This is a genomic window from Mesorhizobium sp. M0051 (genome assembly GCF_040323235.1).
GTDB lineage: Bacteria > Pseudomonadota > Alphaproteobacteria > Rhizobiales > Rhizobiaceae > Mesorhizobium.
The window spans coordinates 350,279-366,657 of sequence record NZ_JAMYUT010000002.1 but is presented as its reverse complement, the minus strand read 5'-3'; the positions used below and the strand labels follow the sequence as shown (position 1 = coordinate 366,657).

The 16,379-nt window shown below is 63.1% G+C and carries 13 protein-coding genes; 4 read left to right on the top strand and 9 right to left on the bottom strand.

What is annotated here, in order from left to right:
• Positions 1 to 2 precede the first annotated feature (2 nt).
• Positions 3 to 548: a DUF924 family protein gene (locus tag NKJ90_RS03625; protein WP_023762924.1), complete on the top strand. Its 546-nt coding sequence runs from the start codon at positions 3 to 5 to the stop codon at positions 546 to 548.
• A gap of 27 nt (positions 549 to 575) precedes the next feature.
• Here the strand turns inward: NKJ90_RS03625 and folK are convergent, their stop codons facing one another.
• The 3 genes from folK to folP are packed head-to-tail and all read right to left on the bottom strand — an operon-like array spanning position 576 to position 2,286.
• A complete protein-coding gene (gene folK, locus NKJ90_RS03620) occupies positions 576 to 1,088 on the bottom strand; it encodes a 2-amino-4-hydroxy-6-hydroxymethyldihydropteridine diphosphokinase (RefSeq protein ID WP_031261380.1) in 513 nt (170 codons plus the stop codon).
• On the bottom strand, positions 1,072 to 1,431 hold the full coding sequence (gene folB, locus NKJ90_RS03615; RefSeq protein WP_023762922.1) for a dihydroneopterin aldolase: 360 nt from the start codon (positions 1,429 to 1,431) through the stop codon (positions 1,072 to 1,074). The genes folK and folB overlap by 17 nt, the downstream gene beginning before the upstream one ends.
• Before the next feature lie 3 nt (positions 1,432 to 1,434).
• Positions 1,435 to 2,286 carry a dihydropteroate synthase gene (gene folP / locus NKJ90_RS03610; RefSeq protein ID WP_023762921.1) on the bottom strand — a complete coding sequence of 284 codons (852 nt, stop codon included), beginning with the start codon at positions 2,284 to 2,286 and terminating at the stop codon, positions 1,435 to 1,437.
• Positions 2,287 to 2,389: 103 nt separating this feature from the next.
• Between folP and NKJ90_RS03605 the strand changes: the two genes are divergently transcribed.
• Both NKJ90_RS03605 and NKJ90_RS03600 read left to right on the top strand, forming a co-directional pair.
• A complete protein-coding gene (locus NKJ90_RS03605) occupies positions 2,390 to 3,028 on the top strand; it encodes a DUF922 domain-containing Zn-dependent protease (RefSeq protein WP_084025766.1) in 639 nt (212 codons plus the stop codon).
• Positions 3,029 to 3,213: 185 nt separating this feature from the next.
• Positions 3,214 to 4,689: an MDR family MFS transporter gene (locus NKJ90_RS03600; RefSeq protein ID WP_031261377.1), complete on the top strand. Its 1,476-nt coding sequence runs from the start codon at positions 3,214 to 3,216 to the stop codon at positions 4,687 to 4,689.
• A gap of 47 nt (positions 4,690 to 4,736) precedes the next feature.
• On the opposite strand, the gene NKJ90_RS03595 is transcribed toward NKJ90_RS03600, so the two are convergent.
• The 3 genes from NKJ90_RS03595 to NKJ90_RS03585 all read right to left on the bottom strand — a co-directional run bounded on the left by NKJ90_RS03595 (position 4,737) and on the right by NKJ90_RS03585 (position 6,656).
• On the bottom strand, positions 4,737 to 5,771 hold the full coding sequence (locus tag NKJ90_RS03595) for an NAD(P)/FAD-dependent oxidoreductase (protein WP_023762918.1): 1,035 nt from the start codon (positions 5,769 to 5,771) through the stop codon (positions 4,737 to 4,739).
• 83 nt (positions 5,772 to 5,854) lie between these two features.
• Positions 5,855 to 6,175: a 2Fe-2S iron-sulfur cluster-binding protein gene (locus NKJ90_RS03590; protein ID WP_023762917.1), complete on the bottom strand. Its 321-nt coding sequence runs from the start codon at positions 6,173 to 6,175 to the stop codon at positions 5,855 to 5,857.
• Positions 6,176 to 6,287: 112 nt separating this feature from the next.
• Positions 6,288 to 6,656 (bottom strand): Hpt domain-containing protein, encoded by a 369-nt coding sequence (locus tag NKJ90_RS03585; RefSeq protein WP_031261376.1) that lies wholly within the window; start codon positions 6,654 to 6,656, stop codon positions 6,288 to 6,290.
• Positions 6,657 to 6,929: 273 nt separating this feature from the next.
• Here NKJ90_RS03585 and NKJ90_RS03580 point away from each other — a divergent pair, with 273 nt between their 5' ends.
• A complete protein-coding gene (locus NKJ90_RS03580) occupies positions 6,930 to 13,328 on the top strand; it encodes a kinesin (RefSeq protein ID WP_352485672.1) in 6,399 nt (2,132 codons plus the stop codon).
• 153 nt (positions 13,329 to 13,481) lie between these two features.
• Here the strand turns inward: NKJ90_RS03580 and NKJ90_RS03575 are convergent, their stop codons facing one another.
• The 3 genes from NKJ90_RS03575 to NKJ90_RS03565 all read right to left on the bottom strand — a co-directional run bounded on the left by NKJ90_RS03575 (position 13,482) and on the right by NKJ90_RS03565 (position 16,379).
• The gene (locus NKJ90_RS03575) at positions 13,482 to 14,090 is read right to left on the bottom strand and encodes an ABC-type transport auxiliary lipoprotein family protein (protein WP_050589476.1); all 609 of its coding nucleotides are present in this window, start codon (positions 14,088 to 14,090) and stop codon (positions 13,482 to 13,484) included.
• Positions 14,091 to 14,169: 79 nt separating this feature from the next.
• Positions 14,170 to 15,543 carry an MlaD family protein gene (locus NKJ90_RS03570; RefSeq protein WP_023757471.1) on the bottom strand — a complete coding sequence of 458 codons (1,374 nt, stop codon included), beginning with the start codon at positions 15,541 to 15,543 and terminating at the stop codon, positions 14,170 to 14,172.
• Between the two features lie 14 nt (positions 15,544 to 15,557).
• Complete coding sequence (locus NKJ90_RS03565; RefSeq protein WP_023757472.1) at positions 15,558 to 16,379, bottom strand: ABC transporter ATP-binding protein; 822 nt, start codon at positions 16,377 to 16,379, stop codon at positions 15,558 to 15,560.

Sequence of the window (16,379 nt, the reverse complement as noted above, 5' to 3'; positions counted from 1 at the left end):
GCATGGAATTGGACAGCAGAGCCCTGTCGGTCACCAAGTTCTGGCGCGATGCCGGCGAGGACGCGTGGTTCGAGAAGAACGAGGCCTTCGATGCCGACTTCCGCGACCGCTTTCTCGATCTGCATTACGCAGCAGCGCGGCGTGAATGCGACGGCTGGCTGGAGCATGCCGAAGGCTCGCTGGCGCTGATGATCCTGCTCGACCAGTTTCCGCGGAACTGCTTTCGCGGCACCGGCCATATGTACGCGACCGACCCGCTCGCCAGGTATTTTGCCGCAAAGGCGATCGCGGCCGGTCATGATCTGGCGCTCGAAGTAGAAGTCCGCGTTTTCCTCTATCTGCCGTACGAGCATTCGGAACTGCTCGCCGACCAGCACATATCGGTCGATCTGACCCAGGCCCGGGCCGAACCCTATCTCAGCTATGCCGTCGAACACCGCGATATCATTCGGAACTTCGGCCGTTTTCCGCACCGAAACAGGATGCTTGGCCGCGAAACCACCCCGCGGGAGCAGTCGTTCCTGGACGGCGGCGGATTCTCGGGCTGAAAGTTCGGCTGCCACCTCGTTTGGATGTCAGGCCAACCACCAATCGCGGCCGGACGACAATCGCTCGATGCCAGAGGTGTCGACGGCGACCAGCCGGTCCGCGATGCTGCGACCGCTGACCACCAGGCTGGGCGCGATCTCCGCCAGCGGCGCCAGCACGAAGGCGCGCTCCAGCATGCGCGGATGTGGCACCTCCAGCCCGGTCTCGTGAATGACGCGTTCGCCGAAAACCAGAATGTCGATGTCGATCAGCCGCGGCCCCCAGCGCTCCTCGCGTACGCGCTTCAGCTTGCGCTCTGCATCAAGGCAGAGGTCGAGCAAGGCACGCGGAGCAAGCCCGGTGGAAATTGCCGCGGCCGCGTTGAGAAAGTCGGGTTGATCGAGCTTGCCCCAGGGCGGTGTGCGATAAAGCGAGGAGACGCCGGTGACACGCGTGTCTGCATCGGCATCCAGCATGCGCAATGCCGCGCCCATTGATTTTGCCGGGTCGCCAAGATTGCCGCCGAGGCTGAGATAGACAGTACTATTCGGGCCAGACAACGGTCACCTCGACGTAATCGATCACGCCGGGCACCGGAGCGTTCGGCTTGCGCACCGTGATTTCGGCTTTCTTGATCTGCGGAAAACGCGCCGTCAGCGCACGGGCCACTTCGAGCGCCAGCGACTCGATCAGAAAGCGACGCTGCCCGGTGATGATCCTTTCGATCACCGTGAACGCAATGCCGTAGTTGACGGTGTCCTCAATGGAATCCTCGACAAGCGCCCGGCCGGGATCGACGGTGAGAGCGGCATCGACATAGAAGCGCTGGCCGAGCCTCTCCTCCTCGTCCAGCACACCGTGCCGGGCAAAGAAAGCGCAGTTCTTCATGCGGATGACATACATCGCTCAGTTTCTCGCCCGGTCGGTTTGACGCGCCAGCATAGCATCTGCGAGCGCCAACGCGTCCACGTTGAATGCGACATCATGGACGCGAAACAGATCGGCGCCCTTGAGCCGCAAGATGACGCTGGTCGCCGCAGTTCCAACCCCCCTGTCGGCCGCATCACGGCCGGTAACCGTGCCGATGAAGCGTTTTCGAGACGTACCGGCCATCAGCGGCAAGCCCAATGTATGCAACTCGGAAAAGCGAGCCATCAGGTCGAGGTTTTCCTCCGCCGTCTCCTTGGCGAAGCCGAATCCCGGATCGAGCACGATATGATCGTCGGCAATACCGTTCTGGCGGGCGATCTTCAGCGATTTCTGCAGGAACGCCAATTGATCGGCAATCACGTCCGGCAGCTTCTGGCGATCTCGTCCGGTATGCATGATGACAAGCCCGGCGCCAGTATCGGCGGCAACACGCGCAATGTCGGGCTCACGCTGCAAACCCCAGACATCGTTAACGATATGCGCACCGGCGGCAACCGCAAGCCGCGCGGTGTCGGCGCGATAGGTGTCGACCGAAATCAGCACCTCGCCGGTGCTCGCCAGCGCTTCGATCACCGGCAGGATGCGGGCCTGTTCCTCGCTTGCCGATACCGCGGCGGCACCGGGGCGGGTCGATTCTCCGCCGATGTCGACGACCAATGCCCCTTCCCTGACGATGCGCCGTGCCTGGGTCAGCGCCTTTTCGGGGGCGTCGAACAGACCACCGTCGGAAAAGCTGTCGGGCGTGACGTTGAGGATGCCGACGACCACGGCCTTGCCGCCAAGCTCGAGATGGCGCCCATGCGCCAACTGCCACCGCCTGGCCGTCATCGCTCATCAACCATGGAGTTCATCAATCATGTGTGATCCCCAGCGGATCAATTCCGTTGCGCCGGCAACGGCCGTAAAGCAAGGTGATCGAAGAGGCAACATAATGAAACGATCCATGCTTGGCATGAAACAACTCCTGCTTGGCGCGCTGCTGCTCGCCATGACCCCGATCCCGGCGGGTGCGGCCAATCTCGTCAAGACGTACAGCTACTTCGCCGTTGGCGGCAGCACGCTCGACGAAATCGAGGTACAGCTCTTCAAACGCGGGCCGGAGGTGAAAAGCACGGGCACGCGCCACCCGGGCGCCACGCAAATGGCCTTCACCACCCGCATCAGCTATGCGCGGACATCGAGCTCCTGCCGGATCGCCGATGCCGTGGTGACCGTCAAGGTGAAGGTGATCCTTCCCGAATGGCGCCGGACACGCAAGGCCGATGCCGATGTAAGGCTGTTTTGGGACACCTTGTCGGCCGACATCAAGCGACATGAGGAGCGCCACGTCGAGATCGCGAAGAACTATGGCCGCGAACTCGAAGAGGCGCTGGAAGCCACCTACCCGCAAAGAAACTGCGACGCCGCCAAGGCCAAGGCAGCCGCAATCACGGCGGCCGTTCTGGCCAGGCATGACCGTGCCCAGGTCCAGTTCGACCGTGTCGAAAGCGTCAATTTCGAAAGCCGCATCCTCAGGCTGCTGCGCTACCGGATGGAGCGCTTCGGGAACGGCAAACTGCCGCCGACGTGAACCGTGCCGAGGCGTTGAATGGCGGCGCAGGCCAATTGCACTGAAGCGTAGTGCCAGCTTCGAAAACTTTTCGAGCACCGGTCGAAATCGGCCTATACGGGACGACATATGTCAATGCGGCTAACGCGGTCAACACGCCGGAAGGGCTGAATGGCGGCCAGTCGCAAGCATACGGATGAATGGACATGGACCAGACTGTCGACAGGCAGACGGTGGTGAAGACCGACTCGCCTCTCAGCGAAAGCGAAAAGAACGCCATCATCGGTGGCGTACTCCTGTCGATGCTTCTGGCAGCGCTTGACCAGACCATTGTCGCACCTGCAATGCCGACCATGGCGCGCCTGCTCGGCCATGCCGAATATCTGCCCTGGATCGTGACCGGTTACCTGTTGACCGCCACAGCGATGGCGCCGCTCTATGGCAAGATATCGGACGTTTATGGTCGCCGGCCAACGATTTACGCGGCAATCCTCATCTTCCTTGCCGGATCACTGGTTAGCGCTATGGCGCCTAACATGCTGGTCCTGATCGTCGGTCGCGCGATCCAGGGCGCCGGCGGCGGCGGCCTGTTTGCGCTGGCGCAGACCGTGATCGGTGACCTTGTGCCGCCGCGCGAGCGCGCGCGCTACTCGGCCTGGATCGCGGGGACCTGGGCGGTCGCCAGCATCGCAGGCCCGCTTTTGGGCGGCACCTTCGCCGAGCATCTCCACTGGTCGCTGATCTTCTGGATCAACATGCCGCTTGGTCTCATCGCCATGGCCATCATCAACAAGCCGCTGAGAAAGCTGCCGATCGCAGCAAAGCACCATCGCATCGATGGCCTCGGCGCATTGTTGCTCGTCGCGGCCACCGCCTTGCTGTTGCTGGCGTTGAACTGGGGTGGCAGCGAATATCCATGGCTGTCGCGTGAAATCTTCGGGCTGCTCGCCTGTTCGGCTGTCATCTGGAGCGCGTTTGCGTTGCGGCTGCTGCGTGCAGCCGAACCGCTGATCTCGCTCGAAGTGCTTGGCAACCCGATCGTCCTTGCCGGCACGTTGTCATTGTTCCTGCTGCAGGCCGCCAATATCGGGCTCGCGGTCTACCTGCCGGTCTATTTGCAGTCCATCCTCGGGCTTTCGGCCAGTGAATCGGGAACCGCCATGCTTGGGCTCATGCTCGGCACCGTTGCGGGTGCGACATTCAGCGGCCGCACGATTCCCCGGTTCGTTCATTACAAGCGGATCGCGATGATGGGGGTGGCCTTCGCCATCCTGTGCCTCGGCATACTCAGCCTTGTGGCGGGGCATGTTTCCCTGCTGATCGTCGAGGTTCTGACGACGTGCATCGGCTTGGGCAGCGGCACGACATTTCCGGTTGCCACCGTGTCGGTTCAGAATGCCGTCGATCGGGCCCATCTCGGCGTCGCCACCGGCGTACTGACCTTCCTTCGCTCTTTAGGCAGCGCGCTTGGCGTCGCCATCCTTGGTGCGGTCGCGCTCGGCTACGGCCTGCCGCTTGCCGGAGAAAGCGCCCAGGCGGCCAGCACGGCCGTCGAGGCACAGGCATTCGTGATGATCTTCATCACCGCGGCAGCGATGCTGGTCATGGCGCTCGTCGCGCTGATGCTGATGCCGGAGAAGACGCTGCGCGGCCATCCCGAGGCTCCGGTGCTGGCCGACTGACAAAAGACGTGAAGCGCGTCGGCTGCATTTGAATCAAAGCGACGCGTTCAGGAAGCTTCCACCACGCCAAGCTTCTTCTGCAGGCTGGTCGACGAGGTCGTGTACTGGAACACGATACGCTCGCCGGGGCTGATGATGCGCTTGGCGGCCTGCGCCATCAGCGCCACCTCGTGGAAGCCCGACAGGATCAGCTTCAGCTTGCCCGGATACCAGTTGATGTCGCCGACCGCGAAGATGCCGGGCACCGATGTCTGGAACTTCTCAGTATCCACCGGAATGAGGTTCTCGTGAAGATTGAGGCCCCACTCCGCGATAGGTCCGAGCTTCATGGTCAGGCCGAAGAACGGCAGCATGCGCGTGCACGGCACCTCGACATCGCCGTCCGGCCCCTTGATGGTGGCCGATGACAGCTGGCCCTCAGTGCCGGTCAATCCGGTCACTTGCCCGACCTGGAAATGCAACTGCTTCATCTCCTGCATGGCATACATCTTGTTGACGCTGTCGGGCGCGGCACGGAACTCAGGCCGCCGGTGCACCAGCGTCACGCTCTTTGCCACCGGCTGCAGGTTCAGTGTCCAGTCGAGCGCCGAGTCGCCGCCACCGACAATGACGAGGTCGTGGCCGCGAAAATCCTCCATCCGGCGCACCGAATAGAAGACACTCTTGCCTTCATAGGGCTCGATCCCTGGGATCGGCGGACGCTTGGGTTGAAAGGAGCCGCCGCCCGCGGCAATCACCACCACCTTGGCCTCGAACACCTCGTTCTCGTCGGTGATGACGCGAAAGCTGCCGTCCTCCAGCTTTTCGAGGCTGGAAACCATGCGGTTGTAGGTGAAGTCAGGCTTGAACGGCGCGATCTGCTCGAGCAGTTTGTCGACCAGCCCTTGCGCCGAGATCGAAGGCCAGCCGGGAATGTCGTAGATCGGCTTTTCCGGATAGAGTTCCGCGCATTGGCCGCCCGGCCGGTCGAGAATGTCGATCAGGTGGCACTTCATGTCGAACAGGCCGAGTTCGAACACGGCGAAGAGGCCGATGGGCCCTGCCCCGACAATGAGGACGTCTGTGGTGATGGTGCCGGTCATGCGATGTGCCCCGCTGCGTGTTGTCGAGACACTGCATGAGCAAGCCGCCGCTGCCAAGCAGCGGCCGGCAAAAAACCAAAGTCTCAGCCCTGGCGGGCGGGCACGCGGACAACCAGGCCGTCAAGCGCGTCGCGCACCTTGATCTGGCAGGACAGGCGTGAGTTCGGCTGGACGTCGTAGGCGAAGTCCAGCATGTCCTCTTCCATCGCTTCCGGCTCGCCGACCTCAGCCGTCCATGCTTCATCGACATAGACGTGACAGGTTGCACAGGCGCAGGCGCCGCCGCATTCCGCCTCGATCCCGGGCACAGCGTTGCGGATCGCGTTCTCCATGACCGTCGAGCCGTTTTCGGCGTCCACGTCGAACTGCGTGCCGTCATGGGCGATGAAAGTCAGCTTGGTCATTTGTCACCTGAAGGGAGTTGCAGCCGAGATAATCACTCCGGCGAGCAAGTCAACTGCCGCGCGAAAGCGCCGCCCCGCGACGTTTTTCCGCAAACCGGGTTTGGCGTCGGATTCAGCGACTGATGGCGGCGATGAAATCGCGCACTTCGTCGATCAGGGTGCCGAGCTGCTTGAGCGTCTGGTTGTCTTCCGGCCGGCGCTCGATCTCGGTGACGCAATCTGCGATGGCAAAGGCACCCACGCCCCGTGCCGAGCCCTTGAGCCCATGGGCGAGCAGAAGCCGGTCCTTGATGTCGGCGTCGACTATTCTGTCGCGCACCGACAGTGCCTGTTGTACAAAGAGCGCCAGCACCTCCTGTTCGAGGCTGCGGTCGCCCATCGTCTGTCGGGCAAGGTGTGCCAAATCGACCGGTCGTGACCGCCTCGATCCGGATACGTCACCCCCGGGCATTGAGAAGGCAATGCCGCTTTCGCCACGCATGAACTCGAACTCCGTTTCTTCGATTGCCCCAAAAACCTAGGCGATTCCAGTGGACAACGGGTTAATGGATGGCCGCGAAAAATGTTGCGAAAACGGCGCCCAAATCACGGTTGCGTTAACCTTATATTTAAAGTTTTACGTATTCCGCGGAATGCATGTTTTCTTTACCCCCCTGTGTCATTACGATACGAGGGGTCCATTTTCAGCCTCCTGCGCGTGGTACGACAAACAGAATTATAAGGCCCGCGGCAGCTAGTACAGGGTAGCGAAGGCATGGCAAAGAAACCAACGACGACGAGAACTCTCGACAGCGACGTGGCCAGGGAACTGGAGAAGGCGCTTGATATCGACCTCAGCAATGATGTCGGCAGCGGCGACCTCGACATCGCGGCTTCGATGGAGGATCTGGAAGCGCAGATTTCCCAGGCCGCCGACGAGTTGGCACGTGAGGGACGCAATCAGAAACCTGAGTCCGTCGTCAATCAGAGCCAGGCCCAGAGCCAGGCCGCGAAACCCGCGCCCAAGGCCAAGCCTGCCGAGTTGCGCCCCGTGGAAACACGCAATGGTGCCCAGCCCGGGGGTTTCTCGCCGGCCAATGACGATCGCCAGAAGGACTACAAAACGCTCCTGCACAGCCTCAACAGGCGTGCCTCGAACACCATTTACTGGGTTGTCGCCTTCGTTTCGCTCGCCTGGTTCGCCGGCGCCGGCGGCTTGGCCAATGTCCTTTTCGGACCGAGCATCTGGACGATCCGCACGCTCGACCAGTTCCTTGCCCGTCCGGAGCTGATCGGTCTGGCGGTTGCGGCGATCGTGCCCGTCATCCTGTTTTGGGCCTTCGCGGCCATGATTCGCCGCGCCCAGGAAATGCGCATGGCCGCCCAGTCGATGACCGAAGTGGCCTTCCGCCTGACGGAGCCGGAAAACCTTGCCCAGGATCGCGTCATGATGATCGGCCAGGCTGTTCGCCGCGAGGTCGCGGCCATGGGCGAAGGCATCGAACGCACGCTTGCCCGCGCCGTCGAACTGGAAACGCTGGTGCACAGCGAAGTCAACCAGATCGAACGCTCCTATTCCGAGAATGAATCCCGCATCCGTTCGCTGGTCGACGGGCTCGGCAGCGAACGCGAAGCCGTCGTCACCCATGCCGAGCGCGTCCGCGCCTCGATCAGCGGCGCGCATGAGACGCTGAAGGACGAGATCGGCGCCGCCTCCGACATCATCCGCGACAGCATCCTCAATGCGTCGACCAAATTGTCGATGACCATCACCAATTCTGGCGACACGCTCATCGACCGCATCAACGAAAGCTCGATGTCGATCTTCGATTCTGTGGAAGGCCGGCTCGATTCGATCACCGACCGCCTGTCGACCTCCGGCGAGGCTTTCGCCAGCCTTCTCGACACCCGCATTGCCAAGCTGACGGACACCACGGACGGCCTGACGCGGTCGTTGACCGATCTGCTCGACGATCGCACCACCGGCATGGTGTCGCTGCTTGGCGGCGCCGCGCGCACCCTCAATTCTGAATTCGAGGCTAGCCTCAACGGCATCGAACGCACGCTCGCCGAACGCGGCCAGGCGCTGATCAGCGAGTTCCAGACCCGCGCCGAGGCACTGGATACCGGAACGCAGAAGCTCAATGCGGCCCTCGAGGCCCGCGCCCGTCAGATCAACGAGACACTGGTCGAGCGCGCCCGCGAAATCGCCCACACCTTTGCCGAGAGCAAGGACACGCTGTCGGCGATGATCGATCAAGGCAAGACCCAGATCGGCGCCGATATGGCCGACATCGTCACCTCGACCTCCTCCATGCTCGAAGCCCGCGCCAGCGACTTCGCCGGGCGCATGGAAGCCGCCCGTCACGTCGTTTCGCGTTCGTTCGACAGCGACATCCAGCGCCTCGCCGACGCCCGCGTCGGCATCGAGGAAGCCGTCGAGAACCACAGCAGAAAGCTGTCCGAAAGCCGCGAGCGCATGGCCGAGGCAATGCAGGCCGATCTGGCGAAGTTCGACGAAAGCCGCGCCGGCATCGATGCGGCGGTGACGAACCAGGTGCAGAAGCTGGCCGAAGGCCGCAGCCTGATCTCGCGTGCGCTCGAAGAGGATCTGCGCAAGGTCAATGAATCGCGGGCGGCTATCGACGCGTCGCTCGGCAGCCATCTCGAAAGGCTGGAAGAAGGCCGCAACAGGCTCTCCGCTGCCCTGAATGAAGACTCAGGGAAATTGGTGCAAGCCCGTACGATCATTGATGAAATGGTTGCCGGTCATGTCGGAAAACTCGCCGAAGGCCGCAACATCCTGTCGCGCGCCCTGGAAGCCGACCTCGGCAAACTGTCCGACAGCCGCGCCGATATCGACGGTCTGGTCGCCGGTCAGGTGGAAAAGATCGCCGAAGGCCGCGCCGTGCTCGCCAAGGCGTTGGAGAACGACATCGTCGGCATCAAGAGCCTCATCGAAACCCATTCCGCCAAACTGGAGGAAGACCGCACGCAGCTTTCCCATTCGCTGGAGAGTGATCTGTCCGGCATACGCGGCCTGATCGAAGGCCATTCGGGACGGCTGGCCGAAGACCGCAGCCTGCTGTCGCAGACCCTCGAAGCCGACCTTGCCAAGCTGGCGGAGAGCCGCTCCAGCATCGATGGGCTGGTCGCCGGCCAGGTCGAGAAGCTGGCCGAAGGCCGCGACATTCTCAAACGCGCGCTGGAATCCGATCTGAACACGATCAAGGGCGTCATATCGAGCCAGTCGGAAAAGCTGGCCGAGGATCGCGGCCAGCTTTCGCGGGTGCTGGAAACAGACCTGCAGAATGTGAACAGCGTCATCGCCGACCACATGAACAGGCTGGTGCAGGATCGTTCGACCCTGTCCAAGGCCCTTGAGGACGACCTCGCCAAGCTGGCGGAGAGCCGCTCCAACATCGACGGGCTGGTCGCCGGCCAGGTCGAGAAGCTTGCCGAAGGCCGCGACATCCTGCGGCGCGCCCTGGAAGCCGACCTTAACGCGATCAAGGGCACCATTGCCGACCAGTCGCAGAAACTGGTCGACGACCGGGCACAGTTCGCCCAGGCCCTCGAGGCTGATCTCGAAAGCGTCAACGGCTTGGTCAACAGCCATTCCGAACGGCTCGCCCAGGATCGCTCGACCCTGTCGAAGTCGCTCGAGGCTGATCTGGACAGGGTCAACGGCCTGGTCAACAGTCATTCCGAACGGCTCGCCCAGGATCGTTCGACCCTGTCGAGGTCGCTTGAGGCCGATCTCGAGAACGTCGGTGGCCTCGTCAACAGCCACGCGGAAAGGCTTGTCCAGGAGCGGTCGACCCTGTCGAAGGCGCTTGAAGACGACCTCGCCAAGCTCGACGAGAGCCGCTCCAGCATCGATGGCCTGGTCGCCGGCCAGGTCGAGAAACTCGCGGAGGGCCGCGATATTCTCAAGCGCGCGCTGGAAGCCGATCTGGCCAAGCTGGCCGAAAGCCGCTCCAGCATCGACGGTTTGGTCGCTGGTCAGGTGGAAAAGCTGGCCGAGGGCCGCGACATCCTCAAACGAGCCCTCGAAGCGGACCTGCAGAGGCTGGCCGAAAGCCGCAGCGACATTGATGAGGTAATCGCCGGGCATGTCGGCAAGCTTTCTGAAGGCCGCAACATGCTGACGCGCGCGCTGGAAGACGATCTTGGCAAGCTCGCCGAGACCCGCAAGGACGTCGATCGCTCGCTGTCGGGCCACATTGACCAGATCGCCGCGAGGAGCACCGATATCTCAGCGGCAATCGCCGGCGACGTCGAGAAGATAGAGCAGGCGTTCAACCGTCAGACGGGTATCATCGAAGAACGCGCGGGCACCATGGAGCGTGCCCTCTCGACAGGCGTCGACAATATCCGCGGCGTACTTGAGAAGAGCGCCGTATTTGTCGCCGGCGCCCTGCGTGAGAAGGTGCTGGAAGTCACCAGCACGTTGCATGAGCAGGCCGGTGCCGCGTTCAGTGACGCCGACCGCAAGATCGCCGAGCGCGCCGAGCAGACCTCCGCCGCCCTGCTGGCACGGGCCGAAGACATCGCCCGCACCTTCGAGGACGCCGACCGTCGCCTGCACGCCCGCGCTGAAGATACGTCGAACGCCTTGCTCGCCCGCGCCGACGACACGTCCAGCTCGCTGCTGGCACGCGCCCATGAAACCGCCGACCAGCTGGCTGCTCGTGCAAGCCAGATCGCCGGCGCCTTCGACGTGGCGGACCAGAAGCTCGCCGCCCGCGTCCAGGAAACCGCCGACCAACTGACCGCCCGGGCCCAGGACACCGCAGACCATCTGGCCGCCCGTGCAAGCGAGATCGCCGGCACGTTCGATGCAGCCGACCAAAAGCTGGTCGCCCGTGCCATCGAAACGGCCCAGTCGCTGGCCGCGCGCGCCGGCGACATCTTGCGCAATTTCGAAGGCGCCGACCAGCAGCTCGGCATGCGCATCGGCGAGTCGGCCGAAGCGCTTGCCGCCCGTGCATCGGACCTAGGCCGCATCTTCGATGCCGCCGACCAGCAATTGGTCTCGCGCATCGCCGAAGGGTCGGAAGCATTGTCGAGCCGTGCCTCGGAAATCGGCCGCATCTTCGACGACGCGGATCAGCGCCTGGTGTCGCGCATCGCCAACAGCACCGCCACGATCGGCGAGCACGCCGAGACCATCGTCGGTGCCTTTGCCGATACCGAGCAACGGGTCGCCGAACGCGCAAGGCGGACCGGCCAGGAAATGGCCGTGCATGCGCGTGAAATCGAGCAGGCGCTGGCCGGTGCCGACGAGCGGCTTGCGTCGAGCGCTGCGGCTACGGCCGCCCGTGTCGAAGAGCAGGTCTCTGGCGTCGAGAACCGTCTCGCCCACACGGCCGAGACGATGGGCCAGAAGCTCAACGAGCAGGTGTCGAATGCCGAGGCGCAACTCGTCTCGCGCGCCAATGTCATCGCGGAAACGTTCACCGCGGTTGGCCAGCATATCGGCCAGAGCACCAACGATGCCGCCAAGACGATCGGCGCCAACACCCGCGAACTCAACACCATGCTCGCGGCACGTTCGGCCGAAATGTCGAAGATCCTCGACGAAACGGCACGGCCTTTGGTCGAGCGCTTCGCGCAAGGCGGCTCGGAACTGCAAAAGAGCATGGAAGCGGTCACCGAACGCGCCACCGAGAAGCTGCGCAGCGAGAATGCCGCACTTGTCGACGCACTCGCCAGCCGTACCGCCGAGACCTTGTCGGCGGTCGAGGGTGCCCGCTCGTCGCTGTCCGACAGCGTCGCCGATCTCATCGGCCGCATGACCAAGTCAAGCTCGCAGCTCGGTCAGTTGATCGAGCAGGCCGCGGTCAATCTTGGCCAGGTCGATGAACGCCTCAGCGGCAGCACGCAAAGTTTCGCCGCCACCACCGAGAAGGCCGCGCAGACCTTTGCCAGCTCAGCGCGTCTGGTCGATTCGAACACGACAAGGCTGACGGAACTGTCGTCGTCCACCTTGCGCGAGGTCGCGTCGATCGCCACCAAGTTCGACGAACATAGCCGCCTGCTCTCCAGTGCTTCGGACCTGTTGAGCTCGGCCCAGAGCAATTTGGAACACACGCTCGAACGGCAGTCGTCGCTCGAAGACCTCGCCGTCGGCCTGGTCAAGAAGTCGGAAGATCTCGAAAGGGTTATGCGCTCGTTCGAAAATCTCGTCGGCCAGACGCTGCAGAACGCCGAAGGCAAGACGATGGAGTCGGCCGACAAGATCCGCAACGCGATCACCGACGTCGTCGATTCGGCCACCAAGCGCTTCGCCGATGCGACCGAGGAGATGCGGCGAACCGCGGGCTCGATCAAGAGCGAACTCGACTTGACCCGCGCCGAGCTCAAGAAGGGCGTTATCGAAATGCCGGAGGAGGCCAAGGAATCGACCTCGGCCATCCGCCGCGCCGTTTCCGAGCAGATCAATGCGCTGAAAGAGCTGTCCGAGATCGTAGCGAAATCTGCCCGCAATGGTGAGGGATCCGAGCCACGCAATCTGCGCCCGGCGCCGCAAGCGCCCGCCGCACGCGCCGCCGAGCCGCCGCGTCGCGCACCGGAAGCGCCGCAGCCGGAGCTGCGCTCACCTCAGGCGCCCTTGGGCGGCCCTGCATTGCGCGGCACGCTCGACCTTGAGCGTCCGGCCGACGCGGCACCGCGTCCGCGGCCCGACGCCAATGCCCGCACGCCTCAGGGCGGCTGGGTGCGCGATCTGCTGACCGCGGCGTCGAATGACGAGGATCTGAGGCCTGCGGCACCCTCGGGGCCGGCGGAAGCGCCGCGCGCGGCGCCTGCCCAGCGCTCGCCCCTGCATGTCGTGGAATCGCTGAACTCGCTGTCCGTCGATATCGCGCGGGCCATCGACCACGACGCATCGATCGAGTTGTGGAACCGCTACCGGCGCGGCGAGCGTGACGTGTTCACGCGGCGGCTCTACACGCTGAAGGGTCAGCAGACGTTCGACGAGATCCGTCGCAAGTACCAGGCGGAGGCCGAGTTCCGCGCCGCCGTCGACCGTTACTGCGACGATTTCGAGAAGCTGCTCAAGGATGTCTCGCGCAACGACCGCGACAACATCATGGCGCAGACCTACCTGACGTCGGACACCGGCAAGGTCTACACCATGCTGGCCCACGCCAGCGGCCGCCTGCAGTAGGGACGGTTGCTTCAACAAACAAAGGCGGGAAATTTCCCGCCTTTTTCATGTCGACCGATTTGTATTATTGGCGCATTTACGGCTCCGCGGCCGTTGCAGCGCCTCTGACTACAGCGTTGGCAGAAGTGTTATGCGATCAAGCCTTTTACGGAATCAGATCACCGAATCCGTCCAGTGCACGATTTGCCTGGCCGCATCGCCGAACGCGTTGTCGAGTGCGCTGACATAGGCTGGATTGCCGCTGCCTGAAACAGGCGCTGAGGCGGTGAAGCTCTTGGAGGCACGCACCTCGCCATTGCGGTCGTTGAGGATGCGCACGAACAGGTCGACCTCGGCATGCTCGCCGCCGTCGACGCTCACCTCGAACGAACGGATCTCGACGATCACCTGATAATCGATGGCCAGGCCTTCGCCCGGCTTGCCGACGCCGGCAAAACTGCCCGAACGCTGGAACGTCTCGGCCAGCCGCGCCTGCACGATCAGCGGCAGCCGGTCGGCCCACTGCGCTCCCTTGAGATACTGGAGCGAGCGATCCGATGGCTTGATGACGATGTTCTGGCTGTCCAGTGCCTTGAGCGCCGACGGCTGCGCGATCAGGATCTGGCGACGGCTGTGGCCGCGCGCAGCAACCGAAGGCGCCGACAGCTCAAAGGTGTCGAGTGGCGCAGGCTTGCCTCCAAACACCGCGCAGCCGGCCAGCGTCAGGGCAAGCAGTGCCGCAGCCGATGTCAACCCGCCCGTTCTCAACCACACAGACTTCACGCGCGATCCCCGTTGTCCCCGGATCGTAAGATCAACCCGCTTTTGCGGCTCATGTTATTGGGGCGCACCAACTCCGAAGTCAACGCCGCGCCCTGCCATCGAACTGCCTTACCTCGCCTTCGCCACCCGAAAGGATGCGCTGCGGATTGCGGCTGAGATCGGTCACCGCCTCCTCAATGCGGCTGATCGAGCGGCGGCTGTCCTGCACCAGTGCCTCGACATTCGACAGCCCCTGGCCCGAGAAACGCGCCAGATTGTCGGTTATGACGCCAAGGCGGGCATTCAGCGTGTCGGCAACCTGCTTGAACGATTTCAGGGTGGCCCTGGCGTCGGCCATCACGCCATCGGCCTGCCCGGAACCGAGCAAGTGGTCGACCCTGGCGAGGATGCCATCGACACGCACCGAGGCATCGTTGAGCCGCTGCGCCAGTTGCTTGGCATCCTTGATCGTCTGGTTGATGTCGTCGGCCCGGTTGGCGAACTTGTCAGTCACCTCTGCGATGTCGGCGGCGGCCTTGTTGGCGCTTTCGCTGGCCTTCTGGATGTTGGCAAGCGCTGTGCGCACCTGCGCCGGATCGATGCCGTCGAGCACGCCGTCGACCTTTGCCAGCGTGCCTTGCGTCTGCTTGGCGAAATCGTTGACCGACCCGACCGCCGTGTCGACGTTCTTGATCACGCCGTCGAGCTGCCGCGACGTTTCCTTGAGGTTGCCTGTCACCGTGTCGACGTTGGCGACAATGCTCTTGATCTTGTCCTTGTCGACAGCATTGAGCAGGCCTTCGGCTGCCTTCAGCGTGCCGTCGAGCTTGCCGGAAACGCCTTTCAGCTCATCGGCCAGCGCACTGGTGGCGGATAGGAACTTGTCGATGCCGTCCGAATTCTTGGCCAGCGCGTCGGAGAAGGTCTGCACGTTGTGCACGGTCTGGGTCAGCGGTCCGCGAACGTCCTTGGTGAAGCCTTCCAGCTCCGTGAGCACCTTGTCGGCTCGGGTGAAGATGTTCTGCGCTGTCTGCAAAAGGTTGGTCACGGCGGAGGGATTGGCGATGATCTCGGCGACCTTGCCTTCCTTTTCCGCCTGGTCGAGGAGTTTTACTTCCTTGGGGTCGGCGCCCTTGAGCTCGATATTGGCCTGTCCGGTGAGGCCAGCAAGACCGATATCGGCCTGCGTCGACTTGGTGATCGGCGTCAGGCGATCGATCTCGGTGTCGGCGATGGCGACTGTCGGATTGTCGACGTCGATATAGACGCGCCTGACATCGCCGACCTTGACGCCGTTGAACAGCACGAAACTGCCGCGGCCAAGCCCGGACGCCGAACCCGGGATGCGCACGCGCAGCACCGTCGTCTCGCCCTTTTCGCCGATCGCCGCCGTCCAGTAGACGAAGGCGAACGCCGCCAGGATCGCGGCCAGCGTGAAAATGCCGACGATGACGTAGTTGGCTCTGGTTTCCATTGTCCCACTTATGGCTATGCGCGCGCCGCAAGATCAAGTTGCCGGGCGCGTTTTCCGCGGAAATAGGACTTTACCCACGGCTCCTCGCTCTTCAGCATGTCGTCGATGGTTCCTTCGACCAGTACTTTCTTGTTGCCGAGCACGGCCACGCGGTCGCAGGCGGTAAAAAGCGTGTCGAGATCATGCGTCACCATATAGACGGTCAGGTCCATCGTATCGCGCAGCTTGACGACCAGTTCGTCGAATTCCGCCGCACTGATAGGATCGAGGCCGGATGTCGGCTCGTCGAGGAAGACGATATCGGGGTCGAGCGCCAATGCCCGCGCCAGCGCCGCTCGCTTGATCATGCCTCCGGAAAGTTCCGACGGAAACTTATGCGCCGCGTCCGGCGGCAATCCGACCAGCTCGACCTTGAGCATCGCCAGTTCGTCCATCAGCTTTTTCGGCAGGTCGAGATATTCGCGCATCGGCACCTGGACGTTCTCCAGCACCGTCAGCGCTGAAAACAGCGCACCGTGCTGGAACAGCACGCCAAGCCGCATATCGACGCGCAGGCGCTCCACCTCGCTCGCCTTCTCGATGTCGAGGCCGAACAGCTTGATCGTGCCCGACTGTTTGCGCGTCAGGCCGAGAATGGTGCGCAACAGAACGGATTTGCCGGCACCCGAGGCACCGACAAAGCCGAGAATCTCGCCGCGCCTGATGTCGAGCGACAGCTTGTCGAGGATGACCTTGTCGGCGAAGGACACGGTGATGTCATGCGCGGAAAGCACGATGTCGCCCTCGCCCGTGTGGTCCGCCACCGCACCTGCCTTTTTCCGGTTTCGCAGCTTCAT